Genomic DNA, 13,727 nt, shown 5'->3' with positions numbered 1-13,727 from the left:
GAGCCGGCCCGGCAACCGGCGACAGGCGCACGGACGGACGATGCAACCTCGAGGATCACGGATGCGTCTTGGTGGCACACGAGGACCTCACGGGGAGGTCCGCCAGCCCAGGAGACACCAGTGATCAAGCAGCTCGGCACCACGACCGCCACTCTCGCCCTCGCCACCCTGGCCGCCGCCGGCCCTGCGCTCGCCGCCGAGCGCACCTTCGACGACGCGAAGGGCGACGTCGCCCACGGCGTCGACCTGCAGAGCGTGCGGCTGGTCAACGCCAAAGCCGTCCGCGTCGTCGTCCAGCACGAGAACCTGGTGCGAGCGCCCAGCAGCGGCGCCGGGATGACCGTGTTCGTCGACACCGACCGCACCGACCCGGGGCCGGAGTACGCGTTCTCCGCCGGTCTCTTCGACGGCACCGACTACATGCTCGTCCGCACGGAGGGCTGGAACCTGCGCCGCGGTGGGACACCGGTCGAGTGTGACTACCAGATGAGCCTGGACTACGCCGCGGACACCACCCACATCCGGATGGCGCGTGCCTGCCTCGACCGGCCCGGCAAGGTCCGGATCGCCGTGCGGGCCGGCGGCCAGCAGCCGGATGGCGACCAGGTCCGCGACTGGCTCGGCAGCCGGCACGAGTGGACCGCCTGGGTGGCTCGCGGCTAGCCGACGACCACCAGCGTGATCGCCGCACCACAGAGCCCGAGGCCCACGCCTTGGGCTCTGTGGATGCGTTCGTGCAGGAGCGCCGCGGCGAGCAGCACCGTGGTCGCCGGGTAGAGCGAGGCCAGCACCCCGGCGATGGTGAGGTAGCCCTGCTGCGTCGCGAGCAGGAAACAGCCGGTCGCGGTCGCTCCGAGGGGGCCGGCGGCCAGCGCCCACCGCACCGGTCGACCCCGGGGCACCCAGGGTGCCCGGAGCACCACGGCCAGCAGCACGACGGTTGGCACCGAGACCGCCTGCGCGGTCGTCAACGGCCACCAGCCAGCAGAGTCGGGGATCTGGCCGAGGGCACTGAACAGCACGCCGAAGCCCAGTCCGGCAAGAATGCCGTCGGTGAGGCCGTCAGCCAGGGAGGCCAGTCCGACGGCGGTGGCTGCGGGGTCCGGCCGGGGCGGGTCGGGCTCGCGGGCCACCAGCCAGATGCCGGGCAGCGCCAGCAGGATTCCGAGCCAGACCCAGGCGCTCGGGCGCTCGCCGCCCAGGGTGCCGACGAGCACCGGTACGACGGCCGCGCCGACCGCGGAGACCGGCGCCACGACGCTCATGCGGCCTGCCGCGAAGCCGCGGTAGAGGAAGCCGGTGCCGACGCCGCTGCCCACCCCGGCCAGCAGCGCGCAGGCCAGGTCGTCCGTCCCAGGCGAGCCGCCCACCCGCAGCGCGACGAGCGCCGTGCAGGCAGTGGCGGAGAGCTGACCGAGCACGGCGACCGCCCAGGCCGAGGCGCGCCGGGAGACCAGACCGCCGACGAAGTCGGACAACCCGTAGGCGAGCGCAGAGCCCAGTGCGAGCAGGACGGCCATCGGGGCTCAGACCGCGAGGGCGCCGACGAACCAGACCAGCGCCGCCAGCAGTGCCGCCGCCATCTCGATCAGCAGCGACAGGCCGACCGCCCGCAGGGCGTGCTTGGTGGACGGCCAGGCCAGGCTGGCGCCGAGCCGCTGGTGCTCGGCGAGGTAGACCCCGGCCAGGAAGCCCACGAACAAGCCCACGACGGGGATCACGAAGAACCCGACCACCCCGAGCGCGGCGCCGAACCAGAGGGTCCGGTTCGGCACGCCCGCGGTCTTGAGCCGGCGCCCGGGAACGGCGTACTTGACCACGGCCCCGGCGGCGAGCAGCGTGGTGGCGACGGCGAAGACCGTCCAGCCGGACGCGGACCCGGTCTCCAGCGCCCACACCAGGATGGCCGCGAGCACGAGGAGCGATCCCGGCAGCACCGGCACGACGATGCCGACGATGCCCACCGCGATGGCCAGGCCCACGAAGAAGTCGGTCGGGGTCACGATGCTCAGCCTTTCATGTCGCGGGCAGGGAGAACGACGAGAGCCCCGGCATCAGCCGGGGCTCTCGTGGGTCGTGGGGTCCGGGGTAGCTCAGGGCGTCCCGGGCGTGGTCGGCTGGTCGACGAGCTTGCCGGTCTCGTCGTGCACGCTGACGGCGATCTCGCGCAGCTTGTCGGCGTGCTCGCGGGCGTGGTGCGCGCAGAAGAGGAGCTCTCCGCCTCCGGCGAGCTCCACGCGCAGGTAGGCCTGCGCACCGCAACGGTCACAGCGGTCGACAGCCGTGAGCGGCGTACTCGTGGCAACTGCAGTGGTCACTTGAGCCCTCGTTTCCTTGCTGGTGTTCTGCTCAACGTAGCGCGGAGGGCCAATCCCACCGCATCCCGTCTCACCGAGAACAACATCCGATCACGCCTGACACTTCCCGCTGTGGAGGGTTTCCCCCGGCTCTGGCCGGGTGACCTCTCCCACACCGTTCCCACCGTTGTTCGTTCTCCAGTCTGACGTGGCTTGGACCCCCTAGGTTGCCAATCCACAGAATGTGAAACCCAGTCGGCCAGGACCGTGCCCACATCGTGACCTTCCGCGGGCCGCAAACCGGGTAGGCGTGGCGCCTCGGGGCCCGGCGTGTCGCCGACTAGATTGGGTCCCGAGCCCCATTCGCCTGCGTCAGGAGTCCCGTGCCAGCCCGCACCGCCGGAGGGTCCGCCATCGACAACTCGTACAACGCCCACCACCTGCTGGTCCTCGAAGGCCTGGAGGCGGTGCGCAAGCGTCCCGGGATGTACATCGGCTCCACCGACACCCGCGGGTTGATGCACTGCGTCTGGGAGATCATCGACAACGGCGTGGACGAGGCTCTGGCGGGCGCCGCCCAGCGGATCGAGGTGGCCCTGCACCGGGACGGCTCCGTCGAGGTGCACGACGACGGGCGCGGCATCCCGGTGGACAAGGAGCCCAAGACCGGGCTGCCCGGCGTCGAGGTGATCTTCACCAAGCTGCACGCGGGCGGCAAGTTCGGCGGCGGCTCGTACAACGCCACCGGGGGTCTGCACGGCGTCGGCGCCTCGGTCGTGAATGCGCTCTCCGCCCGCCTCGACGTCGACGTCGAGCGGTCCCCGGCGCTGCAGGGGATGTCGTTCCAGCGCGGCGTGCCCGGCGTCTTCGCCGGCGAGGGCCCCGAGGCGGGGTTCACCGCGCAGTCCGGGCTGACCCGCAAGGGGGCACGGATCAAGAAGGGCGTCACCGGGACCCGGATCCGGTTCTGGCCGGACCGCCAGATCTTCACCAAGGACGCGACGTTCGTCTTCGACGAGCTGGTGACCCGGGCCCGGCAGACCTCCTTCATCGTGCCCGGCCTCGAGCTGGTCATCCGCGACCTGCGCGGTGACGAGCCGGTCGAGGAGCGCTTCAAGCACGACGGCGGCATCGCGGAGTTCTGCGAGTTCCTGGCCACCGACGAGCCGGTGAGCGAGATCCTGCGCCTGGAGGGGCACGACAAGTTCACCGAGACGGTGCCGCTGCTCGACGACAAGGGCCACATGACCCCGCAGGACGTCGAGCGCGACCTCGGCGTGGACGTGGCGCTGCGGTGGGGGACCGGCTACGAGACCGAGCTGCGCTCGTTCGTCAACGTGATCGCGACCCCGAAGGGCGGCACCCACGTCGCCGGCTTCGAGCAGGCCGTCACCAAGACCTTCAACGAGGTGCTCCGCGCGTCCAAGCAGCTGAAGGCCGCGGAGAGCGACGTGATCAAGGAGGACGTGCTCGAGGGGCTCACCGCCGTCGTCACCGTCCGGCTGGCCGAGCCGCAGTTCGAGGGCCAGACCAAGGAGGTGCTCGGCACCCCGGCGGCGCGCAACATCGTCCGCAAGGTGGTCGCCGCGGAGCTGAAGGCGTTCCTCACCTCCACGAAGCGGGGTGACAAGGCCCAGGCCAAGATCGTGCTGGAGAAGGTGGCCAACGCCTCCCGGACCCGGATCGCCGCCCGTCAGCACCGTGAGACCCAGCGTCGCAAGACCGCCCTGGAGTCCAGCGCGCTGCCCTCGAAGCTCGCAGACTGCCGCTCCAACGACATGGACCGCAGCGAGCTGTTCATCGTCGAGGGGGACTCCGCCCTCGGCACCGCCAAGCTCGCCCGCGACTCCGAGTACCAAGCGCTGCTGCCGATCCGCGGCAAGATCCTCAACGTCCAGAAGGCCTCGGTCGGCGACATGCTCAAGAACGCCGAGTGCGCCGCGATCATCCAGGTGGTGGGCGCCGGGTCCGGACGGACCTTCGACATCGATTCCCGGCGGTACGGCCGGATCATCTTCATGGCCGACGCGGACTCTGACGGTGCGCACATCCGCTGCCTCCTGGCCACGCTGTTCTTCAAGTACATGCCCGGGCTGATCGAGGAGGGCAGGGTCTACACCGCGGTGCCGCCTCTGCACCGGATCGAGCTGTCGAACCCGAAGAAGGGGATGGAGAAGTACCTCTACTCCTACTCCGACGTGGAGCTGCAGCGCCGGTTGGCCGAGCTGACCAAGAAGGGGGTGCGCTGGAAGGACCCGATCCAGCGCTACAAGGGTCTCGGCGAGATGGACGCCGACCAGCTCGCGGAGACGACGATGGACCCGCGGCACCGCACCCTGCGCCGGATCACCGCCGACGACGCCGAGGCGGCCGCGGAGGTGTTCGAGCTGCTGATGGGCTCCGACGTGGCACCGCGCAAGGAGTTCATCGTCGCCAACGGCGGCCACCTCAGCGACGAGGAGCTCGACTTCTGAGGTGACCGGGCCGGGATCACCTGCCCGACGGTCTGGGACGACCGTCCGGCGCCTGGGACGGCCGGCGACGCTTCCGGCACTGTCTCCCGGCAGACAGTGCCGGCCACAAGGCCGCAGCGGCTCCTGAAGCCAGTCTTCGACTTTCAACCCGACCAATGGTCAGCAAGGGCCGGATTTCCTGTCTTGGGTCTGGCGGGCACCACCCCGCCGGTGTGGCTCGGGCCCGGGCGCATGCGTGCTTCGGGTTGCTCAACTCCACCCCGGACAGCGCCATGCTTCCGGAGCCGCAGATGCGGGCGATGCTCGAGGAGATGGCGCTTGGGGCGCTGGGTCTCGCGGGCTGACGCTGCGCGTCAACTGGCGAGACCAGTCAGTTGACGCGGACGGTCAGCTGGCCAGGACGATGTCGCTGAAGTGGAGCTCCGCGCGGCTCCGTCTGGGCGCGAGGGCTGGTGTGCCGGGGGGTGCGGGTGCGCGGGAGCGGTAGCGGTGGCCGGTCGGGGTGGTGGTGTGCACGCTGTGGCGGTCGCCGGGTGGGGCGGTGCCGTCGGCGGTCCAGCCGGGGGCCTGTTTGGCGTAGTTGCACTTCTCGCACTGGCCCTGGCCGTTGACCGTGGAGGTCGTGCCGCCGCTCTCCCAGGGCCGGGCGTGGTCGAGGTGGCGGACCGGGGCGTCGCACCAGGGGGTGCGGCAGCGCTGGTCGCGGGCGATGAGGACCTCGCGCAGGGCGCCGGTGAACCGGCGGGCCTTCGCGTCGGCGGCCAGCAGCCGGCCGCTGCTGGGGCTGGTGTAGAGGCGGCGCAGGAACACCTCGGCCCCGGTGCTCCGGAGCAGGTCGCGTGCCCAGCCGGCCGGGACCGTGCCGTAGCCGACCAGGTGCGCGGGCTCGTCGTCCCCGCGGAGCAGGGTGCGGTCGGTCATCACCAGCTGCAGGGAGATCGACCCGGCCGGTCCGGCCGGGTCCGGCGTCGGGGAGACGGTCGCGGGCCGGGGGTCGGGCTGGGACTCCGCGGCAGTTCCGGCGTCGGCCGCGGGGGCGGGCTGGGTCGCCCGGGCGCTGGATCCGGATCCGGATCCGGGTGCGGCCGCGGATCCGGGTGAGGGTGCGGGCCCGGCCGCGGGTGTGGGGTGGGTCGCTCGGGCGCCGAGCGCGGCGACCAGCGTGTCGGCCATCACCTGGCCCCGGGTCCGCGGGTCCCCGGCGGCCCGGGCGGTGTCGGCGGCCCGGGTCAGCACCGCGTAGCAGGCCACCCCCTGGGCCACCGGCAGCAGCCCGGTCAGGTAGCTCATCGTGTCCGGCGCCGGACGCAGCGTCACCGACCGCTGCGACGCCGCACGCCGGGCCCGGTCGGTGACCGCGTGCGGGTCCAGCCGGTAGGCGATCCGCTGCGCCGCGGCCACCAACGCCCGATCGCTCAGCTCCGCCACCGCCTCGACCGCGCCCGGCCCGGCCAGCTCGGCGTCGATCACCGCCCGGTGCTCACGCGCGAGGTAGGCGGTCTCCCGCACCAGCAACGTGGCCCGCCGCTCGCTGAGCACCCCGCGGGTCAACAACCCCAGCGTGTGCGGCATCTCGCGCACCAGCGCCTTCGCGGTCCCCAGGTGCTGGTCACCGCGGTGCGGCGAGTCCCGCCGGGCCAACGCGACCTGCGCGGCCACCCCCTGACCCACCCGCCGCTCCGGCACCCCGGCCGCCCGCTGCGCCTCCCGCTGCGAGGCGTCGAACTCGCACGAGACCCGCGCCTGCGCAGCCGCCGCCGCACCCTTCAGCTCCTCCAACGCCCGGATCAGATCGACCCGCTCGGCATCACCGAGCCCACCCCCGAGGTCGGCAAGGGTCCCCACCCACGCCCGCACATCCTCGAGATCAGCTGCCATACCCCACACGCTAGAGGCACCCACCGACAGTTTTCAGCGCCCGTTCAGGACCATGTGGGAACGGTGTATTTGCTGTCTCGGGCCGGCCCCGATTCCAGTCGCCTGTCCGAGCCACCGCGGTCGGCAGATCGTCTGCCTCCCGTGGACGCGCTGCCCGGCGAACTGCGTCGTCACTACCCTCGGCCGCCCCGGTCTCCTCACCGTGGACGGCACAGATCGCGGCTAAGGCCCGGCGGATCGGTGTCGCGGATCACCGCCGTCGCGGACATCGAGGCCCGGGAAGGTAGAGAACGTGCTGGCCGATCGGACATTGCCTGCCGGGCACGCTGCCGGCGAGGTCGACCTCCGGACGTCGGGTTCGTGCCGGCGCGGACCTCACCCGGGGTCGTCGGCCGTCAGAAGCAGCCGGCGGTCAGACGACCGGCTCGAGCAGACCGGTGTCGACGTCGTAGAGGAACCCGCCGACCGCGATGTGCCCGGGGATCAGCGGGTGGCTCTTGACCCGCTGGACGTCTTCGTCGAGAGCAGCCCGCTGGTCCTCCACCACCCCGAAGTGCTGCCAGGACGCGTCCTGGCCGGCCGAGTCGCCGACCCGCTCGCGCAGCTCCTCGAGCGTCGACGAGGCCATCGCGCACCGCGTGTGCGGGACCACCAGGATCCGGCCGACGTTGAGCAGGTGCACGCCGAGGATCAGCGCCTCGAGCGCGGCGTCGGTCACGCGCCCGCCCGGGTTGCGGAAGATCTTGGCATCGCCGGGGGACAGGCCGATCATCCCCATCGGGTCGATCCGCGAGTCCATGCAGGTGACCACCGCGACACCGGCGCGGGCCACTCCGTCGAAGCCGCTGAGCGAGAAGTTCTCCGCGAAGTGGCGGTTGGCGCTGAGGAGGTCGTCGAACGCATCAGTCACGACTCGCAACTTACCAAGTCCGGGGAGGCGCGACGATCGAGGTCTCACCTCGTGTCACGAGGTGTGCACCTCGGCGTGCCAGCGCCGCAGCGGCACCGCCGCCTTGCCGCAGGACTCGGCCCGCACCGCACCGTCGGCCTCGGAGCGCACCTCGACCCGGAACCGGCCGCCGTCGGGGCCGCTGACGGTGCACCGCCATGCGTGCTCGCCCTGCTCGGCGACCTCGAGGACGTCGAGCGCGTCGAGGCCGGTCTCGCCCAGCCGGCGGCGTACGGCGAGCTCGGCGACCTGCCCGGGCGGGGGCCAGCTCGACCGGCCGCGGTGCCCGTCGTCCAGCACGGTGCGGCCGCTCGCCGCCGCATCCAGTAGGGCGCCGGCCGCTTGGACGTCGAGCCGGCCATGCAGGGTCCCCGCCGGCAGCAGCACCGCCGTCGGTGCGAACCGGTGGCCGGAGGTGTGCGTGACCTCCCAGACCTGGCCGGGCCGCGCGCCGGCCAGACCGAGCGCCAGCGGGCGTCCGGTCACCGCGCAGCAGAGGTCGCGGGTGCCGTTGGTGCAGACCAGCAGAAGTGGCCGGTGCACCGCCGAGAGGCCGGGCAGCGACCGGCGTACGGCGTCGGCGTCTCCGGCAGCGGCGGCCGCCCAGTCGAGTGCGCCCACCTCGGCCGGGTCGGCGACCGTGCCCTCGAGCAGCCAGGTACGGCCGGGCGCCGTGTGCGCGACCAGCACGTGCCGCGGCCGTCCGGGGAGAGCCGTGGCCGCCGGACGAGGAGTGTCCGCAGGGTCCGCGTGCCGCCCTGGCCGGCGCAGCAGCACCGGACGTACGTCGTGGGCCGCTGCCCGCGCCTCGATGAGCGCTCCGAGATTGGGGTCGAGGTGGCTCGCGGTGAACGCCTTGGCCCCCCACGGGCCGTCCTGCTCGAGCCCGACCCAGGCACGCGCCAGCGGGGCGGAGCCGGCCAGCTGCTCGCCGGCGGCGGCAGAGCCGTCGCTGCACCGCGGCGCGCCGCTCACCGCGGCACCGCCACGTCGTCGGTGACGGACCGGTCGGCGACCAGCGAGTCGCGGAAGACCCACAGCGCGACCACGGCCGCGAGGACCGCGCAGACGGCCGCGCCGACGAAGACGGTCTGCAGCTGGGCCAGCCCGGCCTCCTTGAGCAACCGGGTGTAGTCCGCGCACTGGGTGCTGGTGCTGCACACCTCTGTCGGGGACGGCAGGCCGATCTGCACCGCGTAGTAGCGCCGCAGGCCGATCGTGGTCAGCGCACTGATGCCGACCAGCATCCCCACCATCCGGGCCACCACCAGCAGCGCGCTGGCCACGCCGTGCACCTGGTCGGCGGTCGACGCGAGCAGCGCGGCGTTCACCGGGGCCAGGGCCAGTCCGAAGCCGAGGCCGGTCATCACCAGCGGCACCGTGCTGAGCGGGTGCTCGAGGCTGGTCAGGCCCCACTGAGACATCCACACGAAGCCGCACGCGGCGAGCACCATCCCCGCGGCGGTCACCGGCCCGGGCGAGAGCCGGCGCACCAGCGTCCCTCCGAGCAGCGCCCCCACCGGCAGCGCGACGAGCAGCCGCACCAGCACCAGCGCGGCGTCGAGCTGGGAGTCGGGGTAGACGGTGACGCGGGCGAACAGCGGGACGTCGACCAGCGCCGCGATCAGCGCGGCGCCGACCAGGAAGCTGACCACCAGCGCGCCCCAGGCCGCGGGCCGGCGCAGGGCCCCGTGGGGAACGAGCGGATGCCGGCTGGTGTGGTTGCGCCACCCGAACGCGACCGCGGCGAGGGCGGCGAGGGCCAGCAGCCAGGGCCCGGCGGGGAGAACACCGCGACCTGCGGATCGGCGGTCGCGAAGGCCAGGATCACCCCGGCCAGCGCCAGCGCCAGCAGCAACGCCCCGGGTACGTCGGTGGCGGCGGCCAGCCTGCGCCAGCGGCGTACGTCGAGCACCGGGTGCGCCGCGAGCAGGCAGCGGGCCAGCAACGCCCCGGCGAGCACGAGCAGGGTCAGCGCCAGCGGCGTGGTCCACCGGGAGTCGCCGACGGCCGGGACGAAGGCCAGCCCGAGCGTGACGTCCGTGGCCAGTGGCGCCGGCTCGAGCAGCACCAGCAGCAGCGCCAGCAGCGTCGCTCCGGCCAGCACGAGCCCGGGCCAGTCGGTCGGCCCCGGCGCCTCCGGTCCGGCCGCCGCGCGGGCGGCACCGCCCGTGCCGGTGCCGGTTTCGGATTCGGATTTGGATTCGGGGAGGGTTCCCAACCGGCCGGCGCGCCCCGGCCGGCCGCCCGCGCGGCGGCGGAGCACCAGCAGCGCCACGACCAGGGCCCCGGCGACCAGGGCGTTCAGCGCGAAGATGCCCTGCCACGGAGCGACCGCGAGCACCACCGCGCCGTACAGCGGCCCGAGCACGCTGCCCACCTCCTGCACCGCGCCGACCACCCCGAGCGGCACGCCGCGCCGGTGCGGCGGGTAGAGGTCGGCCACCAGCGCCAGCGTCGCCGGCACCAGGCCACCGCCGCCGACCCCTTGCAGGAACCGGCCGGAGACCATGCTGGGCAGGTCGTAGGCGGCTGCGGTGACCAGCGAGCCGAGGGCGAAGACGACCAGCGAGCCGACGAGCACCGGCAGCCGGCCGCGCAGGTCCGCGATCCGCCCGATCAGGGGGAGCACCGCGACGTAGCCGAGCAGGAAGCCGGAGATGATCGGGGCGGCCCGCTGCAGCTCGTCGATCCCGAGGCCGGAGCCGGCCATCATGTCGGGCAGCGCGAGCACCACGACGTAGGTGTCGGCGGCGGCGAACCCGACCGAGACGGCGGCCAGCGCCAGCAGCGCCCGGGCGTCGGCCGGGACCGCCCGCGGGGCCGGCTGCCCCGCCGGCGGTGGTGCCGCGGGGGCGCCGTGGTCGCTCACGGAGCGGTGATCTCCTTCTTCACGCCGTAGTCCTCGAGGTCCACGGTGTAGCTGACGTCGGCGGCCGCGGGATAGAACGGCCCGGTCATGAGGATCTCGGTGACCCGGTCGGAGTCGTCGAGGGTGAAGGTCACGTCGAACTGGCCGTCCGGGGAGGCCGTCGGGATGATCGCCGCGACCAGGTCACCGGCGAGCGTGCCGGTGTAGGTGGTCAGCACGTCCTCGCCGTCGCGGACCTCGTTGCCCTGCTCGACGTCCTCGGCCGAGGTGAGCAGCGAGGAGAGGCCGTCCTCGGTGGACATCAGGTCGGCCGGGTCCGGGGCGGAGTAGTCCGAAGGGTCGATCTCGACGTACTTCTGGGTGAACGGCAGCATCGCGTAGACCTTGCCGTCGACGGCGATCACGGCCGCGTCGGCGGTCACCGCGGCGGCCACCTTGATCGTGCCGTCGAAAGCCGGGTCGTGGGTGGCGACGCCCTCGGCGCTGACCAGGCCGTTGACGCCGCGGGGCAGGTTGTCGACCTGCAGCGAGAGCCGCACCCCCGAGGTCTCGTCGAGCGCGGCCTTGGCGGAGGCCAAGGTCTCCTCGGGACTCTGTGCCTGCGCCTGGCTGCCCGAGCAGGCGGCGAGCGGGGCCGCCAGCAGCACGCCGAGCAGGGCGAGGGCGACGCGGGAGCGGGAGTGCGGGCGCGCGCGGAGGGCGGCAGCCGTCCCGGTGCGCGGGAGGAGCGTCATGGGCGAAGCCTTTCATGCCGAGCCTGACCCGGCGGGTCGGACAGCGGAGGGTCAGGGAGCCAGCAGGGTGCCGACCGGGCCGGCGACGGCCAGGATCGGCTGCGCGGCGGGCACGCCGGAGCCGTCCCGACGTCCGGTCGCCTCCGGCAGGTCGACGGCGGCGCCGCTGGCTGCGGCCGCGCGGGCCGGGCCGCGGCCGGCCCAGGCCAGCACCAGGGTGTCCTCGCCCTTGAGGAAGCGGTGGCAGCGCACTCCGCCGGTGCCGCGGCCCTTGGGTGGGTACTCGCTGAAGGGCGTGACCTTGACCGAGCCCGGCTCGGTGCCCGGCAGCGCGCTGCTCGCGCCGGAGGCGGTGACCAGCACCGCGTCCTCCTCGGGCGCCAGCGCGCCGAACCAGACCACCCGCTGCCCGGCGGCGAGCCGGATGCCGGCGATGCCGCCACCGGAACGGCCCTGCGGCCGCACCCCGCCGGCGGGGAAGTGCAGCAGCTGGGCGTCGCTGCTGACGAAGCACAGCTCCTCGTCACCGGTGCGCAGCGGCACCGCGCCGACGACCTCGTCGCCGTCGGCCAGCCGGATCACCTCCCAGGAGTCCTTGTTGGCTAGCAGCTCCGGGTTCACCCGCTTGACCACGCCGTCGCGGGTGCCCAGCGCGAGGCCGGGTCCGTCCTCGGTCAAAGCGCACAGGCCGAGCGCCCGTTCGTCCGGGTCCAGGGGGAGGAACTCGCTGAGCGGGGCTCCGCCCTGCAGGTGTGGGGCGTTGGCGGTGGCCGGCAGCGTCGGCAGGTCGAGCACGTCGAGCTTGACGAGCCGGCCCTGGCTGGTGAGCACGCCCACCTGGCCGCGGGCGGTGGTCCGCACCGCGGCCACCAGCACGTCGTGCTTGGTGCGGTCGCCGCCCTCCCCGGGCGCCTCCACGTCGGAGGTGCGGGCCAGCAGCCCGGAGGAGGAGAGGTAGACGAGGCAGGGGTCGTCGGCCACCTCGAGCGGGACGGCGGCCGAGACGGTCTGTCCGGCAGAGGCGAGCAGCACGGTGCGGCGGGGGGTGCCGTAGGTCTTGGCGACCTCGGCCAGCTCGTCGGACACCACCTTCCGCAGCCGGGCGTCGTCGCCGAGGATCTCGTCGAGCGCCGCGATCGTCGCCACGAGCTCCTCCCGGCGCTTGTCCAGCTCGATCTGGGAGAACTTCGTGAGCCGGCGCAGCGCCATGTCGAGGATGTACGTCGCCTGCAGGTCGCTGAGGTCGAAGACCTGGATCAGCCGCTCCTTGGCGATCGAGGCGTTGTCGCTGGTGCGGATCAGCTGGATGACCTCGTCGATGTCGAGGATCGCGATGAGCAGGCCCTGGACGAGGTGCAGCTCGTCGGCGGCCTTGCCGCGGCGGAACACCGAGCGCCGGCGTACGACGTCGAAGCGGTGGCCGAGGTAGACCTCCAGCAGCTCCTTGAGCCCGAGGGTGCGGGGCTGACCGTCGACGAGCGCCACCGCGTTGATGCCGAAGGTGTCCTCCATCGGGGTCAGCTTGTAGAGCTGCTCGAGGAGCGCCTCGGGGTGGAAGCCGTTCTTGACCTCGATCACCAGCCGCAGGCCCTTGTGCCGGTCGGTGAGGTCCTTCACGTCGGAGATGCCCTGGAGCTTCTTGCCCTGCACGAGGCTCTTGATCCGCTCGATGACCCGCTCCGGGCCGACGCCGTAGGGCAGCTCGGTGACCACGATGCCCTTGCGCCGGGACGTCACGCTCTCCACGCGGGCGGTGGCCCGCATCCGGAACGTGCCGCGGCCGGTCTCGTAGGCGTCGCGGACCCCGTCGAGGCCGACGATCTTGCCGCCGGTGGGCAGGTCGGGCCCCGGGATGAAGCGCATCAGGTCCTCGAGGGACGCCTTCGGGTGCGTGACCAGGTGCCGCAGCGCCTGGACCACCTCGACCAGGTTGTGCGGGGCGATGTTGGTCGCCATCCCGACCGCGATGCCGGAGGCGCCGTTCACGATCAGGTTCGGCAGCGCCGCCGGGAGGACGCTCGGCTCGAGCTCGCGGCTGTCGTAGTTGGGCTTGAAGTCGACGGTGTCCTCGTCGATCGAGGTGGTCATCGCCACCGCCCCGGGGGCCATCCGGCACTCGGTGTAGCGCATCGCGGCGGGCGGGTCGTCGGGGGAGCCGAAGTTGCCGTGGCCGTCGATGAGCGGCACCCGCAGCGACCACGGCTGCACCATCCGCACCAGCGCGTCGTAGATCGCGCCGTCGCCGTGCGGGTGCAGCCGGCCCATCACCTCGCCGACGACGCGCGCGGACTTCACGTGGCCGCGGTCGGGACGCAGGCCCATGTCGGCCATCGTGTAGAGGATCCGGCGCTGCACCGGCTTAAGGCCGTCCCGGGCGTCCGGCAGCGCGCGGCTGTAGATGACGGAGTAGGCGTACTCCAGGAAGCTGGTGCGCATCTCCTCGCCGACGTCGATGTCGGTGATGTGCTCCTCGAAGTCGTCGGGAGGCAGGGTGCTGTTGCTCCTGGGCGGTCGGGGTGCCAT

General features: G+C 73.0%; 13 protein-coding genes. 3 read left to right on the top strand and 10 right to left on the bottom strand.

Annotation, left to right across the window (positions count from 1 at the left end; all coding sequences use genetic code 11):
* Positions 1–120 precede the first annotated feature (120 nt).
* Positions 121–663: a hypothetical protein gene (locus tag H9L09_RS00395; protein WP_187578853.1), complete on the top strand. Its 543-nt coding sequence runs from the start codon at positions 121–123 to the stop codon at positions 661–663.
* On the opposite strand, the gene H9L09_RS00390 is transcribed toward H9L09_RS00395, so the two are convergent.
* From H9L09_RS00390 to H9L09_RS00380, 3 genes are all read right to left on the bottom strand, one after another.
* Positions 660–1,520, bottom strand: coding sequence for a DMT family transporter (locus tag H9L09_RS00390; RefSeq protein WP_187578852.1), 861 nt, complete (start codon positions 1,518–1,520; stop codon positions 660–662). The two genes, H9L09_RS00395 and H9L09_RS00390, sit on opposite strands and share 4 nt — an antisense overlap.
* A gap of 6 nt (positions 1,521–1,526) precedes the next feature.
* Positions 1,527–2,003 (bottom strand): DUF456 domain-containing protein, encoded by a 477-nt coding sequence (locus tag H9L09_RS00385; RefSeq protein ID WP_187578851.1) that lies wholly within the window; start codon positions 2,001–2,003, stop codon positions 1,527–1,529.
* 90 nt (positions 2,004–2,093) lie between these two features.
* Positions 2,094–2,318, bottom strand: coding sequence for a DUF7455 domain-containing protein (locus H9L09_RS00380; RefSeq protein WP_187578850.1), 225 nt, complete (start codon positions 2,316–2,318; stop codon positions 2,094–2,096).
* 362 nt (positions 2,319–2,680) lie between these two features.
* On the opposite strand from H9L09_RS00380, the gene H9L09_RS00375 reads away from it, so the two are divergent.
* Both H9L09_RS00375 and H9L09_RS22355 read left to right on the top strand, forming a co-directional pair.
* Positions 2,681–4,771: a DNA gyrase/topoisomerase IV subunit B gene (locus H9L09_RS00375; protein ID WP_187578849.1), complete on the top strand. Its 2,091-nt coding sequence runs from the start codon at positions 2,681–2,683 to the stop codon at positions 4,769–4,771.
* 212 nt (positions 4,772–4,983) lie between these two features.
* Complete coding sequence (locus H9L09_RS22355) at positions 4,984–5,115, top strand: hypothetical protein (RefSeq protein ID WP_281390797.1); 132 nt, start codon at positions 4,984–4,986, stop codon at positions 5,113–5,115.
* 43 nt (positions 5,116–5,158) lie between these two features.
* Here H9L09_RS22355 and H9L09_RS21460 read toward each other — a convergent pair whose 3' ends face one another.
* From H9L09_RS21460 to H9L09_RS00345, 7 genes are all read right to left on the bottom strand, one after another.
* The gene (locus H9L09_RS21460; RefSeq protein ID WP_223164159.1) at positions 5,159–6,649 is read right to left on the bottom strand and encodes an HNH endonuclease signature motif containing protein; all 1,491 of its coding nucleotides are present in this window, start codon (positions 6,647–6,649) and stop codon (positions 5,159–5,161) included.
* A gap of 412 nt (positions 6,650–7,061) precedes the next feature.
* A complete protein-coding gene (locus tag H9L09_RS00365) occupies positions 7,062–7,559 on the bottom strand; it encodes a beta-class carbonic anhydrase (RefSeq protein WP_187578848.1) in 498 nt (165 codons plus the stop codon).
* A 54-nt stretch (positions 7,560–7,613) separates the two neighbouring features.
* Positions 7,614–8,573 carry a ferredoxin family protein gene (locus H9L09_RS00360; RefSeq protein ID WP_187578847.1) on the bottom strand — a complete coding sequence of 320 codons (960 nt, stop codon included), beginning with the start codon at positions 8,571–8,573 and terminating at the stop codon, positions 7,614–7,616.
* Positions 8,570–9,253, bottom strand: coding sequence for an MFS transporter (locus H9L09_RS21785; protein WP_343065166.1), 684 nt, complete (start codon positions 9,251–9,253; stop codon positions 8,570–8,572). Before H9L09_RS21785 ends, H9L09_RS00360 begins: the two co-directional genes overlap by 4 nt.
* Complete coding sequence (locus H9L09_RS21780) at positions 9,223–10,470, bottom strand: MFS transporter (protein WP_246456175.1); 1,248 nt, start codon at positions 10,468–10,470, stop codon at positions 9,223–9,225. The genes H9L09_RS21785 and H9L09_RS21780 overlap by 31 nt, the downstream gene beginning before the upstream one ends.
* Positions 10,467–11,204 (bottom strand): LppX_LprAFG lipoprotein, encoded by a 738-nt coding sequence (locus H9L09_RS00350; protein WP_187578846.1) that lies wholly within the window; start codon positions 11,202–11,204, stop codon positions 10,467–10,469. Before H9L09_RS00350 ends, H9L09_RS21780 begins: the two co-directional genes overlap by 4 nt.
* A 51-nt stretch (positions 11,205–11,255) precedes the next feature.
* Positions 11,256–13,727 carry a DNA gyrase/topoisomerase IV subunit A gene (locus H9L09_RS00345; protein ID WP_187578845.1) on the bottom strand — a complete coding sequence of 824 codons (2,472 nt, stop codon included), beginning with the start codon at positions 13,725–13,727 and terminating at the stop codon, positions 11,256–11,258.

Source organism: Nocardioides mesophilus (assembly GCF_014395785.1).
In the GTDB taxonomy this organism is placed as follows: Bacteria; Actinomycetota; Actinomycetes; order Propionibacteriales; family Nocardioidaceae; genus Nocardioides_B; species Nocardioides_B mesophilus.
Note: the sequence above shows the minus strand (reverse complement) of the source record. Positions and strands in the feature narration are given on the sequence as shown.